Here is a 20,469-nt window from a genome sequence, read left to right on the forward strand (position 1 = left end):
TATAAAGATCCTCCAAGATCATCGCTTATCAGCAGCAAGCGCAATATTTTTAACACCCGCACCTTTCGCGGCGTCCATCACTTTAACAACCGTACCGTTATAAGCGTGTTCATCCGCTTGTATAACCAAAGAAGCATCAGGTTGTTCTAGCAACAAGTGTTCTAACGTCGCTTGGACACGTTCAACATCAACGACACGCTTATCAATAAAAATGTCATTCGCAGAAGTAATCGCAACAAAGATGCCCGCATCCTTTTGACTGACTACGTTAGAAGCTTGTGGGCGATTAACTTCCACCCCTGATTCACGAACAAATGAACTGGTCACAATAAAGAAAATAAGCATGATAAAGACAATATCAAGCATCGAAGTAAGGTCTATTTGAGCCTCTTCGTTTTTAGAATGACGTCGACCGAGTCTCATCGTTGACTCCTTAAAGATTTTTCTAATTTCAATTCTAAGCGGTTACACACTTTCGCTAAGCGTGCATGAACAAACATGCCCGCTAACGCTGCAACCATGCCTGCCATGGTTGGCAGTGTTGCTAACGAGATACCTGAAGCCATCAATTTAGGGTCGCTGCTACCTTGTGTCGCCATGACATCAAAAACAGAGATCATACCGGTGACGGTGCCTAACAAGCCCAACATCGGACAAATAGCGACTAACAGCTTAATAAAATTCAAGTTTTGGTTAAGCAAGATACTCGCTTGCCCTAACCAACCTTCACGAATGGCTTTGGCATGCCAAGAAGAGTGATCTTCTCTTTCATGCCACTTTGCTATCCAAGCTTGGCGTTGCTTAGGAAAGTAGAACGCAAGATAAAGTACGCGTTCCACCACAAGCACCCAATACACTAGGACAACAACCGCTAGCCACCACAGGACGAAGCCGCCCTGCTCCATAAAGCTTGATAAAGACAGCAGCCAGTCACTCGTTAACCAACTCGCTGGTAATAGAGAAGCCGACAAAATATCCATTACGCAGCAGTCCCAACTGGTGAAACAATAGCTTTTGATTCAACTGTCTTTTCTGCCTGCTCAGCTACAAGACCGATACCTTGTTTCTCAAGAATATTACGAATGTTTTCTGCTTGAGTGCTAAGAATGTTGTGTGCAAGTAAAAGAGGCATTGCCGCTACCAGGCCAAGTACCGTCGTTACAAGCGCCATCGAAATACCACCCGCCATTACTTTAGGGTCGCCATTACCAAACTGTGTGATCACTTGGAACGTTTCGATCATACCCGTTACTGTACCTAGAAGACCTAACATTGGAGCTAGTGCTGCCAATAGTTTAAGCATTGATAGACCTTTCTCTAAGTGTGTCTGCTCATCAACAACTGCTTCTAATAGACGTAGCTCTAACGCTTCAACCGTTTGATTTTGCTCTTTGTTGTACACCGCAAGAACACGCCCTAGAGGGTTTTTGCCCGCTTGCTCTGGGTTCTTAAGTTGTGCGCGAATTTTCTGACGAGCAATCGCTAGAGACACGCCACGAACCAATGCGATAATTAAGCCAATAGCCAGAAGACCAAGAATCACTTTACCAACTACACCACCCGCTTGTAGACGGTCAGTTAGGCTTGGCGTAAGTGCTAATTGCTCTAGCATAAATCCGCGAGAAGGATCGACAACCACGTTAGATACTTCGCCATTCGCTAACGAAGAAAGTGACGCTAACGTTGGACCATTTTGTGGTTGCTTAAGGTAAGCGATCGCATCTTCACGCTGAGTGTTCCAGCTAACATAGCCTTGCTCTGTCACAAGACCAATTGAACCTAGGCGGTAAGCGTCAACCTTGTTTGTATTGCCTTCACCATTAATGAATGCAATTTGAGATTTGCTAAGCTCAGAGCTCGCTTGAATCTGCTCAACCATGCTCATCCACAAACCAGAAAGTTGTGGCATTGATGGCAGGGATTTAGCATCGATAATTTGGTCAACGGTCGCTGTGTGCTCAGCGCGATCTACGCTGTTTACTGTTGAGCTAAGCTCTGCGCCCAGTTCTTTCGCGTTTTGACGAACGACACCGAACAATTCACCAAGGCTACCCGTTTCCAAGCGCAGTTTTTCTTCTAAACGAGCCAGCTTATTTTCGTTATCGCTGAAGGTTTGAGTAAGAACGTCTGTCGCGTTTTGAACAGATGTACGCTTGGCTTCAAGCTGAGCTTTGATCGCTTTCAGTTCTTGCTCTGTCTTTTTAAAGTCAGCTTCGCGCACTACGTTATGAGAAGCTTGAGTACGATTCTCTGATTTTACTTTGTTAACGAGCTGAGCCGTCGAGTCTGAAGCTGAGAAAGCAGAAAATGAAAGTGATGTAATACAAAGCAATGCTGCTAATGGTTTTAAGTTCATTACTTAACCTCCGCAACAGTTAGAGAAACAGGTAAAGTAATTAAGCTTGGTGCTGCTTGTTGGCTTGCAATGTCGTAGGCTTTATCTAGCTCCGATTTCATCGAAGAATCTAGCTCTTGCCATTGGTTTTGTGTTTGATTCCACGACCAGTATTGGCTGCCGTTTAAGTTACGAGCAACTAAAGAGATGCGACCTAGATGTAAAACGTCAGCTTCAATCGTTCTATCGCTGTTCAGTGCAACACGCCCCTGGTAAGCACCTAGCTTAATGCCATAGTCCATTTCGATTTGGTATGCTTCTAGGATACGACGGTACTTTTCAGCATCACTTACATCCGCACGAGTCATCATAGCTTGAAGCTTTTCAACTCTCTCTAGACGCTGCTCTTTCTTAATCGGCACGTCTTTTTCTACCAGCTGTTGCAGGCCATCGATCATTTGATACATCAAAGGCACGACGCCTTGACGCGTGTATTTAATTTCTTCGATCTGCCCTTCAATGCTTTGAGCTTCTTGATTTTGGCTTTCAACCAGTGCAGCAAGGTGATCATAATAGATTTCTAGGTTTTTGACTTCTTCTTGGAGACGCTCAATTTCAGCTTGCAGTAATAGAGTTGCTTGTGAGCTTTTATCAATAACCTTTTGGCTCGAAGCCGATGCGTTATTGGTCTTGTTTTGAATTGATTGAGCTTGATCCAAGCTGTTTGCCATCGAAGACGTTGCAACCAAACTGATGGCAAGCGCTAGGCTAGTTTTTAAAAGATTCATAATTGTAGTCATTTACTATAGAAGAAGGTCAAATGAATTTTATTGATAAGCAGTCTCATTATCATTAAAAGTCACTCGCATTACTAGGGATATTTTTACTAAATAGCAGAATCACGAAAGGGGAAAGTCGAAACCTTCCCCTTAATATTTAAATTATTAATAGTACTCTACTAACAAATTAGTATTTCACCTGTAAAGTCGCCATGTAGTTACGGCCTTCACCAACAACAACGCTGCTCGTGCTGCCGCCTTCAAGGTAGTCTGTATCAAACAGATTTTCTACGTTGAAGCGTGCGACGAAATCTAGGTTCTCGTCATACTTCATTGTATGTGCGACACCCATATCTACACGAGTGTAAGCATCTTTTTTGAACGTATTTGAATCTTCAGTGTAACGCTCACCTACGTGGTAAACACCTAGATTTACGTCAGTACCGTTATTAAACGAGTAGGTAGACCAAATGCTGGCAGTAAACTCTGGTACATCAGCTGGCGTTTTACCTTCAAGAGCAGGGTCATTCTGGTATTCTGCATCTAGGAACATTGTAGATGCACTTACAGAGAATGCTTCCGTCACGTAACCTGTCGCTGCCAATTCAACACCTGTGTGAACTTGTTCACCAACTTGAGTTGTACGTGCGTCTTTGCCGTTGTTATTCGCCGGGTCTAGATCTTCTGTCACTTGCATGTTCGATTGAGTGATTTGGAAAACTGCACCAGACACGAATAAACGCTCATCAAACAACTCCCACTTAGAGCCTAGCTCGTAAAGTGTGCCTTTCTTAGCATCTTGAGATTGACCAAAGTTAACGTCATCTTGATCTGTAATTTCACCTACAGGCTCGAAACTTTCAGAGTAAACCGCGTAGATAGATCCATTTGGAGCAGGAGAGTAAATTACACCAAACTTAGGAAGAATGTTGTTGTAGCTCTCTTCTTTATCTGAGCTGCTTATTGTCTTATCGTAAGCAAAACGCACACCACCAAGAACTTGCCATTGATCGTTAAGCGTTACTAAGTCTTGAACATATAGGCCATAGTGTTGGCTTTCAGAGTGAGATACTTCATTGTCATTCTTATAACTAACGTTAGAAGGCATATCAAAGCCATTACCACATGCAGCTTCTGCTTCGGCTTCAGTTGCATTAACACAGGTGTAACCCGAGTCGTATAAGCGCTCGTAGTCGTAATGAAGACCATTAACACCAACAAGCAGACGGTGGTTAACACCTAGTGCATCGAAATCACCGGTAAAATCCACATAAGCCGTATCAAATGTCCACTCGTCGTGGCGATCTGATACTTTGTAGCCGTAACCGCCGTTTTTATCACTATATACAGTATTGTTCGATTCAGTACGTTGACGCTCGTAGAACTGACGGCTAATTCCTGTTTTAACAGACCAAGTTTCGTTCAAGTTAGCTGTTACCGAAGCACCGTAGTTTGCAACATCGTTATCTGTTTGAGCAAAACGTTGATCATTAACTGTGTTAGGATCGATAACCTTACCAGTAGAGGTATCAATTTTAGAACCGTTGTCTAAATCGCCCTCTTCGATTGTACGGTCGTAATGAACTGACAACATGATGTCTTCGTTAATATCGTAATCAACAAATAGACCACCAACAAAACGGTCAGTTTCTACATCTGTACCATCAAAACGTGTACGGTAAGAATCTTGGTTTTCTTGTGAAACAATAAGACGAGCACGTAAAGTTTGGTCATCGTTTAATGAACCACTTACATCAGCAGTAGTACGCGTGTAGCTATCAGAACCAATATCTTGGCTTACGTTTACTTGAGTCTCGTATGTAGGTTTCTTAGAAACCATGTTAACAAGACCACCTGGTGCTGATTTACCGTAAAGTAGACCTGCCGGGCCTTTAAGTACTTCAACACGCTCTAGAAGCTCTACTGGTTGACGGTAGTGTGACCAATGCTGAACACCGTCACGCAAGTAACCAGAGCTGCTTTGTAGGTCAAAGCCACGAAGCGTAAAACGTTCACGGTTCGTTGATTTAGAACCCGCACCAACAGAAGCGTCATTTTTAAGAACTTCACCTAACGTACTTGCACGCTGCTCATCGATGATTTGTTCATCGATTACTGAAACTTGTCCCGGAGTCTCTAATTGAGTTGCCTCCATTCGCATTGCTGTTGTGTTCGTGTCGGCTTTGTAACCGTAGTCACGACCTTCAACAACCATGTGTTCGTCTGTTTTTACTGTTTCTGCCAATACTGCTGGTGAAGCTAATACTGCGCCGATCACTAAAGCCAATGGGCTCTTTGAAAACATGTCCTTTACTCCGTTTTTATTCTTTTAGACGAGCACTTTGTTATTTATTCGATGTGCTCGCTTAACCGTTTCCGGTACCACTGAATCATTTCGGGAGAGAATATAAGTGATAACTATTACCATTTGCATTAAATTTACATTCTTTGCATTCGTAAAGTTTTGTAAAGGCGTATTGGAGAGTCGTTTTTATAAAGTTAAATAAAACCAATTCAATACAGATATTTAGAGAACAGTCATGCAAAAAAGTGGTCGTCTCCATCCAGTTTTTTGAAACTGCGTTATTGGCTGGGTCAATTTGAGGCGTGAAGATCAATAAGAAAATCATCTCTTCTTATTTACTACCTTTGAAACGACAAGCTTATGTATAAAACCCTCGATAAATGTAAATTTATAGTGAATTGTATTGTTCTATTTTGTTTAATTGTCACAATTATCAGTGATTATGATCACATCTATAATTTCAAACTCATTTTTTGTTTTTCGATTTTAACAACCGACTGCTAATCTCCTGCTCACTTTGGAAAGGTATCAAAGTTACAAATAATAAGGAGTGTTCTAAATGAATACCAAGAAACCTATGTCTCTGACTGGTCGAGTAATCCTCGGTATGGTCGTAGGTATACTAACGGGATTTGCCATTCAATCCCTTTTTGCAGACAGCGGATTTGTTAACAACTACATCGTTAACGGACTCTTTGAAGTGGGCGGACAAATCTTTGTCGCCAGTTTAAAAATGCTGGTGGTGCCACTCGTCTTCGTTTCACTGGTGTGCGGTACAAGTTCTCTTAAAGACTTATCAACTCTTGGCCGTATGGGTGGCAAAACGCTTGCACTTTATATCGGTACTACAGCCGTTGCTATCACTCTAGCACTCACTATCGGTAATCTGTTCCAACCTGGAGCTGGTGCGGATCTGACTGCTGCGAGCTCTTTCAAATCAGCGGATGCCCCTTCTCTGGGCCAAGTAATCATCGACATGTTCCCAACTAACCCGATTCAGGCGATGGCTGAGGGCAAAACGTTACAAGTTATCGTATTTGCTGTGTTATTCGGTATTGCGATTAGTGCAGCGGGCAAACCTGGCGAACGTATCGCTTCTGTATTTGCTGATCTGAATGAAGTGATCATGAAGCTTGTTGCTCTACTGATGAACCTTGCTCCTTACGGTGTGTTCTTCTTGATGGCGAAGCTGTTCTCTGGCCTTGGCTTGGGTGCAATTTGGAACCTAGCTGAATACTTCTTAGTGCTTGCGGGTACCCTACTGTTACACGGTCTGGTTACTTACAGTGCAATGCTTAAAGGATTCACTGGCCTTAGCCCGATTACGTTCTTACGTAAGATGGAAGATGCAATCATGTTTGCATTCTCAACAGCATCTTCAAACGCAACGATTCCTGTAACAATGGAAACGGCTAAGAACCGTATGGGCGTAGACAACAAAGTCGCTTCATTCACTGTACCACTAGGTGCAACAGTGAACATGGACGGTACTGCAATCATGCAAGGTGTTGCGACTGCGTTTATCGCACAAGCATACAACATCGACCTTACTATGGGCGATTACCTAATGGTCATCCTAACAGCGACATTGGCGTCTGTGGGTACAGCAGGTGTTCCAGGTGTTGGTCTAGTTATGTTAGCGATGGTATTGAACCAAGTCGGCCTACCGCTAGAAGGTATCGCTCTAATCATGGGTGTTGACCGCCTTCTTGATATGATTCGTACCGCTGTAAACATCACTGGTGATAGTGCCGTATCTATCATCGTTGCTAAGTCAGAAGGCGCTCTAGACGAGTCTCGCTTCAACGACCCAGCAGCAGGCGAGAAAGAAGAAGAAGTTAAGCTAGCGCGCCAACAGGCATAATCTAGTTTCTCTGACGCTCTTGCCTTCGAGTTAAGGTGTAATTAATGGCTATGCCTTAGCTGATAATGAAAAGCGTATAAACAAAAACGCCACTGCATCTGCAGTGGCGTTTTTTATTAGGCAATGTTTCTCAGCGTGCTTTCAGCCTTAGTTACGTATGGAGCACGACAGATAACAACGGGAAGCTAATCGGCGATTGGGAACATAAGGTTCACTCTAAGCCCCCCGCCATCTCTATTCTCAGCAGTAACGTGCCCATTCATCACACCCATCGCTTCTTTAACAATCGCAAGGCCTAACCCATAGCCACCAGACTGTTTATCACGGGCTGACTCTATGCGAGTAAACGGGTCGAATATACCTGCAATCTTGTTATCAGGAATGCCATCACCGTCATCCTCTACAGATATGACACTGTAACGTTTATCGGTGAACAGTTCATAAGTAGTCACGACAACATGAGCATTCTCACCGGCATATTTAATTGCGTTGCCGACCAAATTACCAATCACTCTGAGAAGTAACCTCTCATCAACGTTGACCATTGATGTCGGTGTCTCTAAATCACCCACTAAGGTCTGATTCGGCTTTAAGTCATTTTGCATCTGCGCAATGAGCATCGAACAATAGTGCTCCAAATGCATCAAGCTTAACTTGGTGTCATAACGTGACGTTTCTAGGCGGCTGAATTCAAGGATTTCCCCCACCAACTTATTCATCTCTTCCGTTTCACTTTCCATTCGATCAAGTAAGCCAATGCTCTTATCATCCACCTTGTTGCGCAAAAGGTGTAAGGCGAGGTTCTGCCTAGCTAATGGCGTTCTAAGCTCATGGGACACATCCCGAATCAAACGACGCTGCTTTTCAGCCAATGACTTAATCTCAAACGTCATGTGGTCAAAATCGTGAGCAAGTTCGTTGAACTCTCGCGTGGTTGAATCAAGCTCAGACACAACACTCACCGAGAAGTCTCCTTGTGCCAACCTTCGGCTTGCTTCCCTTAAGCGATCCAGAGGCTGTTGCAGGCTTTTCGCCATAATAATGGAGAACAGCGACAACACGATCAAAGCTATTACCGCTTTCAACATGTAAGAATAAGGTGCAAAGGACTTAGCCGGGTGAAACTGATGCGGCAGTTGAATTACTAACGTTTTGCCATTATTCAGCGGTAAACCGAATATAGGCTTACTCACACGATCGCTCAGTTGATGATCTAAGGTACGTAGGTACTTCAACTTGAACTCGAAGTGCGGGTGCATGTGTCGATGTGTGATTGGGCGGTTATCTTCATCAATAACAAAAAGATAATAGCGTTGAGCGTTGCCCCAATCGGCAAGCTCATCCATATCCCCTTCCTCGATCAGCACGTTTGCTTGATAAGCAAGATCGAGCATTTCAGATTTTACGGATTCAGGTACCTTCAATAAGGCCTTCATCAACGCTCTCTCTGCTACACCTTGTAGGATCAAAATACTTACTAGAATTACTGTCAGATAACTAAACAGTTGAAAGGTTAAACCATCTTTCCGCTTAGCAATGAAGTCAGGGCAACGTATTAGCTTGACGCTCATGCTCCAACCGACTCTAGGTAGCTGTAACCTTTACCACGAACGGTTTTAATATGTTGCTTAGACAAACCAGCCTGAACAAGCTTTCTACGTATATTGCTGATATGCATATCTAAATTACGATCGAAAGGACACAGTTCTTTCTTGAGTACATGGATTTGTAGATCAGATTTTGAGACGACAATACCATCGTTTTTGACTAGGTAATCAAGCAGGTCTTTTTCTGTGCCCGTTAAGGGTAAACGAGAGAGTTGTTCGCACAAACCGTGATTAGACGAAGCCAAAGATTGTCTCTGACGCTCAAAACCAACTCGACGTAAGATAACCTTAATACGGGTTAAAAGTTCTGGAACATTGAAAGGCTTGGCGATGTACTGGTCGGCTCCAGCTTGGTAACCATCAAGCATTGAGGCGTCGTCGTTTAGAGCGGTTAGCATAAGAATAGGCGTAGCAAAACGCTGACAAATACGTCTTGCTACTTGAATGCCGCTTAGGTTCGGAAGCATTACATCGAGTAGAACTAAATCGACAGGGTGAGATTGAATAAACTCAAGCGCGGATTCACCGCAATGGACAGTATCAACGTGATACCCCTCATTTTCTAACACTTCACCCAATAACTCACACAACTGAATATCATCATCAACAACTAAAACGCGCGACATCATACAAACCGATAAATAATAATAGTTTGCATTTTAATTATCGTTATTATTAATTTCAATTATAAAATGAGAGATTTACCCTATAGAAGGAAATCTTTTTCAATCGGTACAAATTTTGAGGCAGAATCGATAAGATTTTGAGCAGTTAGTCCCGGTACACCATACACTTCAACAGGTTTGCCAAAACGTTCTTTGATTCGCTCTACAAGGATTTCGAAATCACCGTCTCCTGATACTAAAACAATCGTATCAACCGTCTCAGCAAGTTCTATTGCGTCTAACGCAATACCCACATCCCAGTCGCCTTTTGCACTACCATCTCGACGCTGAATAAACGGCTTTAACTTAACATTAAAACCAACACCACGAAGGATATGGTGAAATTGGCGCTGCTTTGGATCTTGGCTTGAGATTGCGTAAGCATTAGCGGCAACAACATTACGCCCTTCCGTGGCAACATACCAAAACTGGTTATAGTCGAAGTTAGAACGGTATTTATCGCGTGTCGTGTAGTAAACGTTCTGTACGTCGACCAAAATTGCTATGTTTTCCATAAATTCATACCTTTAGATTTTCCGTATACCCTATTCTATTCAATTGTAAAATGCGAGTCGCTTTACTCAATAAAAATGAACCTTCCGCTATCGTTAACGTAAAACCTACTATCTTTAGCGTTAAGCTAAGTGCCTTTAACATAATCCTAACTATGCTTAATGTAACTCGATTTGTTTGATACGTTTCTTAGATGATCCTAACTTCATCTTCTTTACATAACATTCAAACCGAACTTGGGCTTAGTGCATTTATAGGGAGGTTGTATGCTGCACGGACAAACACACAAATCGAACGTAAGCATCGACACAACCAAAGCGGTGCAAATTCTGGATCAACCATCAGGATTTAGTTTCTGGCTTAATTTACTGATATTACTGACCACCAGCACGGTGTTAACCATGAGCTTATCCATCAACTCTGCACTCGCCTATCCCGCCTACTCTCACTCAAAGCCTTTGCCGCACCGCAGTGTCATTTATTTCGCTCCAAAGGAAGATTCAGTCGTTAAAGAATTTCTGAATGAAGTCTTAATCAACAACTGCCAATTGGACGAACGAGATGTTGTTATTATGGTGATCGCAGAGAGTGGTTACACAGTTCCTAGTTGGCTAGAAGAAGAGTTTAACTTAGAGGCTGTTACCAGTATTTACGAGATCCCTAAAGGATCACACACAGCAGTTTTGATTGGTAAAGATGGAAAAGAAAAACACAGATGGAGTGGAAAGACAGATTGGCAAAAAATCACCAATATCATCGATGAAATGCCAATGCGCCAACAAGAAATGCAGCGACAAAGCAGCCGCTGCAGTATTTGATTCTTGGTAACTTAATCTTGACTTAAAGGGCCTACTAACACATCAAACGATTAAGCTTGTTTGTTAAACCAAGCGAGTTTTTCATGAAGTTGAGCCACACTGCCTACAACAATCAACGCAGGGCTTTTAGCCACGCTCGCAAGGTTAGCTAAGTCACTCAAACCACCTCGATACACCTTCTGTTCTTGGCGAGTTCCGTTTTCAATGATCGCTACAGGCATGTCTGCTCTCATACCGTTATCAAGTAAATTCTTTTGAATATTCGGGCTCTCTTTTAAGCCCATGTAGAAAACAATTGTGTGGTTATGCTGAGCAAGAGATTGCCAGTCAATATCTTCACCATCTTTTTTAAGGTGACCGGTAATAAACTGAACACTTTGTGCGTGATCACGATGTGTCAACGGGATGCCCGCATAAGCCGTTGCGCCTGCAGCTGCAGTAATGCCAGGAATAACTTCAAATCTCACATCATTCTCAGCTAACGTTTCACACTCTTCCCCGCCACGGCCAAAGATAAATGAGTCGCCGCCTTTAAGGCGAACTACGTGCTTGTTCTCTTGCGCTTTAGTAACCAACAACTGGTTAATCTGATCTTGTGGTACACAGTGATGATCTAGCTTTTTACCTACGTAAAGCATTTCTGCCTCTGGGTTGGCCATCGCTAAGATATCTTTTGATACCAAGCGGTCATAAACCAAAACGTCTGCTTGTTGAATCACACGTGCTGCTTTTAGCGTAAGTAAATCTGGATCACCCGGGCCTGCACCTACTAGTGAAACAAATCCTTTGCTTCCTGTTTTAACATTCGATGGCGATACTTCTGACATGCTTTGCTCCGAAAGTTAGCTTGTTATGTTTCAAGCTTAATTCTGTATCACAATTCACAATGACGCTGCGAATTGCCAATATCCCTACTTCTTAGACTATCAGGTGTTGCCATAAAACTTCACGATTAATTCTAATCAAGATAGAAGTTTATATAACAAAACAATCTATTACGTTGGAAAACACTGATATTTGCACCATTCTTGAGCACATATTGCTCATAGTAGGTGCATTGCTATCTCAGTAGAGAGTGTTGAGATCAAAAAAGCCCCAAATCAACAGTTTGGGGCTTAACACACTTCATCTATTACTCATTAACCTAGAGTATTCTAATTACTTAGCGCCTAGAGAAGGAGCTGTTCTAGCGTGAGTTAGGAATAGTGGTACACATGTTAGGAACAAACCACCAACGATGTTACCTAGGATTGTTGGGATAAGGTTGAAGTTCAACCAAGTCGCGATACCGAAATCCGCGCCAAGAATCATACCCAGTGGGAATAGGAACATGTTTACTACTGTGTGCTCAAATACTAGTGCGAAGAAGATGAAGATTGGGAACCACATCATTGCCACACGGCCAGACACAGTGCGCGCTGTCATGTTACCAATCACACCAAGACAAACCATTAGGTTACAGAAGATACCGCGTACGAAACACGTGATCCATCCGTCCATTCCCATGTTCTCGAAACCTAGGCTACGAGCGGTTGAAACAGCGATGAACTTTTGCGCTACTGCATTTGGTTCTATAGAGAAGTTACCTGTTAGTGATACCGCAACTAGGAAAGCAACAATTAAAGAACCGACAAGGTTACCCAGACCAACAAGACCCCAACAGCGTAGAATACGACCCCAAGTGATACCTGGACGGTTGTCGAATTTCGCTAAAGGTGCAAGACCGAATACACCCGTTACTAAGTCGTAGCCCATGACACTTAGAATGACAAAACCAACCGGGAACACAAGTGCGCCTACGATGCCGATACCCGTTTGAACGATAGTCGTGATAGCCACTACAACCGCAAGAGAAAGGATGATACCAGCCATAGTGCTTCGGATCAGAAGATCGCGAGTACCAGTCTTGGTTTTAGCTTCACCTACATCGATCATAGTTTGAACGAATTCTGCCGGTTTAAAATCAGTAGACATAAGGTTGTCCTTAAAAGTTAAATTTAAAAGTTAAAATTGGATAGGAAAAGGTTCTAGTTGCCGAGTTAAGGCAATATCGATAACTAGAACCCTTGAACTATCAAATCTTACTCATCGAAAGATTAAGCAGAGATTTCTACAGCGCCTTTAGTAACACGAGCTTTGTACGCTTTCACGTTGAAGTTCTCGTCTTCCATGCACACACCTGATGCTAAGTTAAAGCGTTGCTTTTTAAGTGGGCTTGCCACCCAAAGCTCTTCTTTGTGTTCAACAATCAAACCACGTGATAACACGTTAGATTGGAAGTATGGGTCTGTGTTGCTAATCGCGAATACTTCTTCAGCCTTAGTTGGGCGGAAGATAGCCACTTGCTCACCACCAACCAATGCACAAACACCGGTACCTGGGATAATGTCTTCGATCTTACAAACTTTGGTAAATGCCATGATGTCGTCTCCCAATTAAACCAGTTCAACGTGAAGGATATCGCCCTTCGCTTCAGGGTGTTTCTCTGTGAATGTCGCTGGGCGGTGTTGTTCACGGCCGTCATCAACAAACACAACGTTTTCATCACGGTCATCAGCATTGATGAAGTGCGCAAAGCGTTTAAGTTGAGCTTCGTCGTTGATTGTATCTGTCCACTCACAAGCAAAGTTATCCACTAGGCCAGCAATGTCAGTTTCAAGTTGGTCATTGATGCCAAGCTTGTTGTCTACAATCACTTCACGTAGGTAATCCACGCCACCTTCTAGGTTGTCCATCCATACCGAAGTACGTTGCAGTGGAGCAGCCGTACGGATGTAGAACATCATGAAACGGTCGATGTATTTGATCAGCGTTTCTTGGTCTAGGTCGCTTGCTAGCAGGTCTGCGTGACGAGGCTTCATACCACCGTTACCACACACGTACATATTCCAACCTGCGTCAGTTGCGATGATTCCTAAGTCTTTACCTTGAGCTTCAGCACACTCACGAGTACAACCAGACACACCAAACTTCATCTTATGAGGAGTACGGATGCCTTTGTAACGGTTCTCGATCATCACCCCTAGGCCTACTGAATCTTGAACGCCGTAACGACACCAAGTAGAACCAACACATGTCTTAGCCATGCGAAGTGCTTTTGCGTAAGCTTGACCGGTTTCGTAACCTGCAGCGATTAACTTCTTCCAGATTGCTGGTAAGTCATCTTTCTGAGCACCGAAAAGACCGATACGTTGTGCACCCGTGATCTTGGTGTACAGGTTGTATTCTGCAGCAACATCAGCAAGAACGCTTAGTGCTTGAGGTGTTACTTCACCACCCGCCATACGAGGGATAACAGAGTAAGTACCGTCTTTTTGCATGTTACCTAGGAAGTTATCGTTGGTATCGTGCAGCTTCACTAGCTCAGGTTTAAGGATGTGTTCACCCCAGCAAGAAGCAAGGATAGAACCCGCTAGAGGCTTACATACTTCACAGCCGTAGCCTTTACCGTATTTCTCTAGTAGCTCATCGAACGTTTTGATTTCTTCGATGCGAATTAAGTGGAAAAGCTCTTGGCGAGAGTAAGCAAAGTGCTCACAAACGTCGTTCTTCACTTCAACACCAGCTTTAGCAAGTTCAGCGTTTAGTACTGAAGTTACCAGTGGAATACAACCACCACAGCCAGTGCCTGCACCTGTTACTGCTTTGATATCACCGATTGTGTGATGACCTTCAGCAACCGCTTGAGCGATCTTGCCTTTAGTCACATCGAAACAAGAACAGATAACTGCAGATTCAGGAAGCGAGTCTGCGCCAAGTGTTGGCTTTTCAGCACCAGCGTGCGCAGGAAGAATTAGAGCATCTGGGTGTTCTGGCAGGTCGATTTCGTTCAGCATAAGCTGTAGAAGATCGCCGTAGTCAGACGTATCACCAACCATTACCGCACCAAGAAGCTTCTTGTTGTCTTCAGAAACGATTAGGCGCTTGTAAACTTCTTGCTCTTCGTTTTGGTAAACGTAGCTCTTACAACCAGGAGTACGACCGTTCGCATCACCGATAGAGCCCACTTTCACGCCTAGAAGCTTAAGCTTCGCAGACATGTCAGCACCTTCAAATGTGCTTTCGTTGCCAACAACATGGTCAACAGCAACTGTCGCCATTTTGTAACCAGGAGCAACAAGGCCGTAGAACGTTTGGTTCCAAGACGCACACTCACCGATTGCGTAGATATCTTTGTCTGTCGTTTGACAGTGATCGTTAATCTCGATACCACCACGAGGTGCAATACCTAGACCCATTTGACGAGCAAGTTTGTCTTGAGGGCGAATACCAGCAGAGAATACGATGAAATCAGTTTCTAGCTCTGTACCGTCTGCAAAGCGCATTACGTTACGAGCTTCAGTGCCTTCAGGAGCAATCTCAAGCGTGTTCTTGCTTGTATGTACGTTAACGCCCATACGTTCGATTTTTTGACGAAGTTGGTTACCACCCGCTTGGTCAAGTTGCTCAGCCATTAGCTTAGGAGCAAACTCAACAACGTGTGTGGTTACGCCAAGTGCTTTAAGTGCGCCTGCCGCTTCAAGGCCAAGTAGGCCACCACCAACAACAACACCAGACTTAGAATTCTTAGCCGTAGCTTCGATAGCTTTTAGATCTTCAATTGTGCGGTAAACAAAACAGTCTTTACCTTCGTTGCCTTTGATTGGCGGAACGAATGGGAATGAACCTGTAGCAAGGATGAGTTTGTCGTATTGGATTTCACGACCAGTGCTTGAGTAAACTGTTTTCTTTTCACGGTTAACGTTAATAGCACGTTCGCCGATCAGCATGTTGATGCCGTGTTTCTCGTAGAAGCCTTCTTTAACTAAAGAAAGTTCGTCCGCAGTATGGTGTGAAAAATAAGAAGAAAGGTGTACACGATCATAGGCTACGCGAGGCTCTTCACAGAACACCGTAATGTCCATGTTAGCAACATCTGTCTTCTCGACTAAATCTTCGATATAGCGATGACCGACCATCCCGTTACCGATTACGACTAGCTTCATCTTGCTCATAAGAATTCCTGAAGGTTATATATTTCTTAACTGAGCGAATAATGAATTATGAAAGAAAATGAAAATATGATGTAAATCAATTACGAAATCGAACTACCCAAAAGGGGTAGAACAAAAGAGGTAGAAGTGGCTAATTTGACGCCATAGCAAACGAATAACCATAGGTTTGATAAGGTTTAGAGCCGTTTTATAGGCAATTTTACACACAAGCATGCTTGTTGTAATATTTCACAATAGACTAGCAACAACGTAAGTAAATGACAATCATTTTCATTTGTAGTCATAAGAAGTGTAATAACTCATGAAAGCGTTACAGGTTCATGAGCAACTGTGTATAAATGTGAAGAACTGGATGACCAAAAACACAGTCGTCCCGCTTCCCTACCCATCGACTCCGTTTACAAATCGCACACTCGATTAACTTGGGCTGTCTTGCTGAGCTACTAGGAGTTGTCTCCCAACAGCTTTCTCAGAAATACATTTGGTTCAACTTATACAACCGGTGAAATAAAGCGACTTGATAACGTAGAACTCCGTAAAACAGATCGATCAGATTAGAGTCGTCTAGCCAGAAGCGCGATTCAATGAATGGACAGCGTTAGAAATTAGGAAAGCGCGAAGAAATGGAATTTCAGATAGCAAAAAGGCCAGCATTTCTGCTGGCCTTTTAACTTTGAATAGTGGAGGCGCCTCCCGGAGTCGAACCGAGGTCCACGGATTTGCAATCCGCTGCATAGCCACTCTGCCAAGGCGCCTTCAATAGTGTTTTAAGAGAACAACTCTTTTGAATGCTACCTAGAGAGGTAACAACCAAATAGATGGTGCCCCGGGCCGGACTTGAACCGGCACAACGCGAACGTCGAGGGATTTTAAATCCCTTGTGTCTACCAATTCCACCACCAGGGCACGCAATTCTTTATTGCGATGCCGATTACTGAAAAGTAAAACACCATCTTAATGTCGAAATGAATCAACATTACAAAATTTGGAGCGATACATCGGGTTCGAACCGATGACCTCAACCTTGGCAAGGTTGCGCTCTACCAACTGAGCTAGTATCGCATTTTCATTCATCAGCTTTCTAAAATGAAAGAGAGAATGGAGGCGCCTCCCGGAGTCGAACCGAGGTCCACGGATTTGCAATCCGCTGCATAGCCACTCTGCCAAGGCGCCTTTAATAGTGATTTAAGAGAACAACTCTTTGTTCACACTCTACTAAATAGTAGGAGCTAGATAGATGGTGCCCCGGGCCGGACTTGAACCGGCACAGCGCGAACGCCGAGGGATTTTAAATCCCTTGTGTCTACCAATTCCACCACCAGGGCAACGCAATCTTGCGATGCTGATTACTGAAGAGTAAAACACCATCTCTCAGCGACCTAAGCCGTGAGAACGAGGTGTACTTTAACGGATGGAAAAAATTCGTCAACAATAAATTTTATCTTTTAATTCAAGTGATTAATTATCGAACTTTAAAGGTTGAAATTACTACAGATTGCACAAACAGCACACACAACACCCTACATACACAGCCTAATTCGACTTCGGATTATCTATTGGACTTAACTATGGATAGCGAATTCAAAATAAAAAACTCAGTCAACAGACTTAATGTCGACCAGTAAAAAGATGACTGGTCAACGATTCTCCTAGGATATCAAAGTCCGAGTATTTTTTTAGCACTCGGATTTTTTATGCTTCTTAGACAACCACTCGACCAAATCCATAACTTGTCTCCACAATGGCTCTCAGAATTATCAGAAGCTTTGTTTTACGTGAGAAACGAGAAAGAAGTTACCCAGGAAATGTAAAAGAGAGACCTTGTCGTAGTGCGACAAGGTCTCCAAGAAGAAGCTAAACGATTCTTAACTGACAAGCATTAAGTCAACAAACTGGTCTTTTTATAAGATATAGTTGAGCGCCAAACCAAGATTAATAATTTTCTTTTAAAAATTGATATGTGGGCTTAGGCACTATTGCTTCTATACTGCTGAAATCTCTACTAGCTAAAAACTCCCTAACTTTAGAAGCACTAATCACATCGCCATTTGTTGATATACGCTCAATAATCTCAACTTCAATACCATACTCTGGGAGTAGCTCTTGCATTTTTTCATTGTACTGTTTGGTGATCATGCACTTAGGCTCATCACCTAAGAATATCTTAGTAATATTAAGCGTTTTTGCTATGTACTCGCAGAAGAACCATGCTTCCATAGAAGCGTCTGCTTTAGTTTCTGTTGTGTCTTTATGGAAGTAATCTGGGTAAGTTAACTCGGTACAGATAAATTTACCTCCTCTAAGTACAGTGGCATTCTCTAAATGCTTAGTACTCTCTGCGACTAAGTGGAGACGGTCTTCGAACTTAAAGAATGATTTATCTTCTTCGATAACAAAAATAAATAGCTTATCGACACTATGGGATGCATGTTCTAATAAGTGGAGGTGGCCCTTAGTAATAGGATTACAATTGACAGCTACACTACCCACTTTTAGTTCTTCGCTAGGAACATGGCTTTCCAACAAAGATAAATAACTTTTCATCTCACAGTTTTCGAAAGTTTTTGCAGACTGCTTGTAAAGGAAGTATTTAAAATTATCGAGTACAGCCTTAACTCTTCCATCTATATGATACTTTTTATCGTGATAAATATCACTTTCAATCAAATTAAACAAAAAATCATTACACATTATTTTACTAATTACTTGATTTCCTCTAGGCGAAAAATGACATTGATGCTTAGTTAAGTCGATAAATAAATCATCTTTACGGTCTATTTTATTAAGGTCTATATTATTGACTTTAGCATAGGACACATCTCTAAACTCATCAAAATCAAAGAGAACCACAGTGTCACCTGAGTTTATTTCCGTTTGTAGAATATTATTAATCGCTAGCAAAAAGTTCATTCCGACCACACCATGGTTTTCAACTTTTACATCAGGAAATCTGTTCTCTAGTTCTCTTTGTATTAAGCTTGGAATTGTATTTTCGTCACTTGAACCTAGGCCGTATGTAGTCGAAGAACCGAATACCAACAGTCGATTTCTTGCAGACTCTGGCTGATTCGTAGTTGTCCTATATCCATTTTTGACAGATGCAACACCATTACTTAAGTCTTTTAACACAACTTTAGTTGACCTCAATGTTGGCACAGAGGACTCATAGACCTTTGAAATATAATTGTTATCTTTACCATATATGTCTTGAATGTACTCGGGGGCAAATAAACCTTTTGACCATGATGGACGGTCTTTTACATACATGTCTTGGTTGTTAATTAGATTCATCTCAGATTTAGATTTATTTTTTAGCTTCTTCCCTTTATTAACTATGTTAATTAAAGATACCTTAACTCCTTTGTTCTCTAAATATTTTAATATAAACGACAACATTTGGTCATGGTTTATACAGTCATTAAAGAGGTTAATACTAGATATCAAATCATTTCCTAAGGGCAATTCTTCAATTCGTAGCTTATCGCGACTTGTTATATCTCCATTCAACAAGTACAAATTCGACAATACATAACCTATATCTGTTCTTTTTTTGGTTATAAATAAATTCTCAGCACATGCAATCGCTTTACTATACTTTCCTAACCTCGAATACAGCTTAACCAGTTTCAGGTCAATATCTTCTTTTTTCGCATCGTTACTAAAGTATTTTGTTATCTCATAGCTTAGAACTCGAGATATAAATGTAAGATTTCTATTCATGTGTTGTTACCGATTGGTTAATCGAATCTTTGAGAAAGATTTATATAAACGATAAATATATCACTAGTAAAAAACACTGTTTGTAACGATACGTAAGCTCTTTGTATGGCTTTGTATGGCTTTCCATACAGTTTCTGCTAATTGAGCTTTCCTTTGATGGTGTTTAGCCAAAAGTTCTACAAGCATTGATGATCAACCAGTTACCTACTTAATAACCATTCAATAGCTAGACTTGAATGAACTCTCAAATCTGGCCACTTTATAAAAACATGTAGCACATTAGAAATTTTCTGATATATTCATCGCCTCAATGATAATAATTATCATTAAGATTAGTAAGGAGTATCAGGGAATGACCGTAGCGAGCAACAACACCACACACAGCGTTGATCAAATGTACCAAGAGCATCACAGCTGGTTATCGGTGTTTATTAAACGACGCTTAGGGTGCCCTGATACAACGGCTGATCTGGTTCAAGATACTTACCTACGCCTGCTAACCAGAGGTAAGCTGCCTGAATATAAAGATTCAAGAAAGTACCTAACCCATATCGCTAAAGGGTTAGTGATTGATCTTTATCGAAAGCGTCGTGTAGAAAGTGCGTATTTAGAACTCATTGAGCAAGAGCCAGCTCTCGTCGCGAGTTCACCTGAAGACCAGACGATAGTAGTTGAGGCACTCGTAGAGATCGATAACCTACTCCACAAGCTTCCAATCAAAGCTCGCCAAGCACTACTCATGAGGCAACTCGAGGGCAAGAGTTACAAAGAGATTGCATTTGAACTTAAAGTTTCAATATCATCGGTTGAAAAGTACGTAGCTACAGGCCTTCAAGGCTGCATGTTAGCCATGCTTAACGAGGGTTAAG

Annotated in this window: 16 protein-coding genes and 5 tRNA genes; 3 read left to right on the plus strand and 18 right to left on the minus strand. The window is 42.3% G+C overall.

The window, feature by feature from the left end:
• Nucleotides 1-18: 18 nt before the first annotated feature.
• The 5 genes from OCV56_RS17730 to OCV56_RS17750 all read right to left on the minus strand — a co-directional run bounded on the left by OCV56_RS17730 (nt 19) and on the right by OCV56_RS17750 (nt 5,419).
• Nucleotides 19-423, minus strand: a complete 405-nt coding sequence (locus OCV56_RS17730) for an ExbD/TolR family protein (RefSeq protein WP_004739212.1) — start codon at nt 421-423, stop codon at nt 19-21.
• Complete coding sequence (locus OCV56_RS17735; RefSeq protein WP_086714074.1) at nt 420-980, minus strand: MotA/TolQ/ExbB proton channel family protein; 561 nt, start codon at nt 978-980, stop codon at nt 420-422. The genes OCV56_RS17730 and OCV56_RS17735 overlap by 4 nt, the downstream gene beginning before the upstream one ends.
• Nucleotides 980-2,356 carry a MotA/TolQ/ExbB proton channel family protein gene (locus OCV56_RS17740; RefSeq protein WP_086714075.1) on the minus strand — a complete coding sequence of 459 codons (1,377 nt, stop codon included), beginning with the start codon at nt 2,354-2,356 and terminating at the stop codon, nt 980-982. The genes OCV56_RS17735 and OCV56_RS17740 overlap by 1 nt, the downstream gene beginning before the upstream one ends.
• Nucleotides 2,356-3,123, minus strand: coding sequence for a DUF3450 domain-containing protein (locus OCV56_RS17745; protein ID WP_086714076.1), 768 nt, complete (start codon nt 3,121-3,123; stop codon nt 2,356-2,358). Before OCV56_RS17745 ends, OCV56_RS17740 begins: the two co-directional genes overlap by 1 nt.
• Before the next feature lie 178 nt (nt 3,124-3,301).
• Complete coding sequence (locus tag OCV56_RS17750; protein ID WP_086714077.1) at nt 3,302-5,419, minus strand: TonB-dependent siderophore receptor; 2,118 nt, start codon at nt 5,417-5,419, stop codon at nt 3,302-3,304.
• Nucleotides 5,420-5,978: 559 nt separating this feature from the next.
• On the opposite strand from OCV56_RS17750, the gene OCV56_RS17755 reads away from it, so the two are divergent.
• The gene (locus OCV56_RS17755; RefSeq protein WP_086714078.1) at nt 5,979-7,283 is read left to right on the plus strand and encodes a dicarboxylate/amino acid:cation symporter; all 1,305 of its coding nucleotides are present in this window, start codon (nt 5,979-5,981) and stop codon (nt 7,281-7,283) included.
• 185 nt (nt 7,284-7,468) lie between these two features.
• On the opposite strand, the gene OCV56_RS17760 is transcribed toward OCV56_RS17755, so the two are convergent.
• The 3 genes from OCV56_RS17760 to OCV56_RS17770 all read right to left on the minus strand — a co-directional run bounded on the left by OCV56_RS17760 (nt 7,469) and on the right by OCV56_RS17770 (nt 10,070).
• On the minus strand, nt 7,469-8,854 hold the full coding sequence (locus OCV56_RS17760; RefSeq protein ID WP_086714079.1) for a sensor histidine kinase: 1,386 nt from the start codon (nt 8,852-8,854) through the stop codon (nt 7,469-7,471).
• The gene (locus OCV56_RS17765; RefSeq protein ID WP_017062555.1) at nt 8,851-9,516 is read right to left on the minus strand and encodes a response regulator transcription factor; all 666 of its coding nucleotides are present in this window, start codon (nt 9,514-9,516) and stop codon (nt 8,851-8,853) included. The genes OCV56_RS17760 and OCV56_RS17765 overlap by 4 nt, the downstream gene beginning before the upstream one ends.
• Before the next feature lie 80 nt (nt 9,517-9,596).
• Nucleotides 9,597-10,070, minus strand: coding sequence for a LabA-like NYN domain-containing protein (locus OCV56_RS17770; RefSeq protein ID WP_004731130.1), 474 nt, complete (start codon nt 10,068-10,070; stop codon nt 9,597-9,599).
• 264 nt (nt 10,071-10,334) lie between these two features.
• Between OCV56_RS17770 and OCV56_RS17775 the strand changes: the two genes are divergently transcribed.
• Nucleotides 10,335-10,886, plus strand: a complete 552-nt coding sequence (locus OCV56_RS17775) for a DUF4174 domain-containing protein (protein ID WP_086714080.1) — start codon at nt 10,335-10,337, stop codon at nt 10,884-10,886.
• 50 nt (nt 10,887-10,936) lie between these two features.
• Here the strand turns inward: OCV56_RS17775 and cobA are convergent, their stop codons facing one another.
• From cobA to OCV56_RS17825, 10 genes are all read right to left on the minus strand, one after another.
• Nucleotides 10,937-11,713 carry a uroporphyrinogen-III C-methyltransferase gene (gene cobA, locus OCV56_RS17780; RefSeq protein WP_086714081.1) on the minus strand — a complete coding sequence of 259 codons (777 nt, stop codon included), beginning with the start codon at nt 11,711-11,713 and terminating at the stop codon, nt 10,937-10,939.
• Between the two features lie 331 nt (nt 11,714-12,044).
• On the minus strand, nt 12,045-12,860 hold the full coding sequence (locus tag OCV56_RS17785) for a formate/nitrite transporter family protein (protein WP_086714082.1): 816 nt from the start codon (nt 12,858-12,860) through the stop codon (nt 12,045-12,047).
• A 122-nt stretch (nt 12,861-12,982) separates the two neighbouring features.
• Nucleotides 12,983-13,306, minus strand: coding sequence for a nitrite reductase small subunit NirD (nirD, locus tag OCV56_RS17790; protein ID WP_086714083.1), 324 nt, complete (start codon nt 13,304-13,306; stop codon nt 12,983-12,985).
• Between the two features lie 15 nt (nt 13,307-13,321).
• Entirely contained in the window at nt 13,322-15,880 is a 2,559-nt protein-coding gene (nirB, locus tag OCV56_RS17795) for a nitrite reductase large subunit NirB (RefSeq protein WP_086714084.1), read from the minus strand.
• Nucleotides 15,881-16,561: 681 nt separating this feature from the next.
• Nucleotides 16,562-16,635 (minus strand) — tRNA-Cys (locus tag OCV56_RS17800).
• Nucleotides 16,636-16,699: 64 nt separating this feature from the next.
• Nucleotides 16,700-16,786 (minus strand) — tRNA-Leu (locus tag OCV56_RS17805).
• An 80-nt stretch (nt 16,787-16,866) separates the two neighbouring features.
• Nucleotides 16,867-16,942 (minus strand) — tRNA-Gly (locus OCV56_RS17810).
• Nucleotides 16,943-16,979: 37 nt separating this feature from the next.
• Nucleotides 16,980-17,053, minus strand: a tRNA-Cys gene (locus tag OCV56_RS17815).
• A gap of 65 nt (nt 17,054-17,118) precedes the next feature.
• Nucleotides 17,119-17,205 (minus strand) — tRNA-Leu (locus OCV56_RS17820).
• Nucleotides 17,206-17,812: 607 nt separating this feature from the next.
• Nucleotides 17,813-19,600 (minus strand): citrate lyase ligase, encoded by a 1,788-nt coding sequence (locus OCV56_RS17825; RefSeq protein WP_086714085.1) that lies wholly within the window; start codon nt 19,598-19,600, stop codon nt 17,813-17,815.
• 352 nt (nt 19,601-19,952) lie between these two features.
• Between OCV56_RS17825 and OCV56_RS17830 the strand changes: the two genes are divergently transcribed.
• Nucleotides 19,953-20,468 (plus strand): sigma-70 family RNA polymerase sigma factor, encoded by a 516-nt coding sequence (locus tag OCV56_RS17830; RefSeq protein ID WP_086714086.1) that lies wholly within the window; start codon nt 19,953-19,955, stop codon nt 20,466-20,468.
• Nucleotide 20,469 lies beyond the last annotated feature (1 nt).

It is taken from the genome of Vibrio gigantis (genome assembly GCF_024347515.1).
GTDB classification, from domain to species: domain Bacteria; phylum Pseudomonadota; class Gammaproteobacteria; order Enterobacterales; family Vibrionaceae; genus Vibrio; species Vibrio gigantis.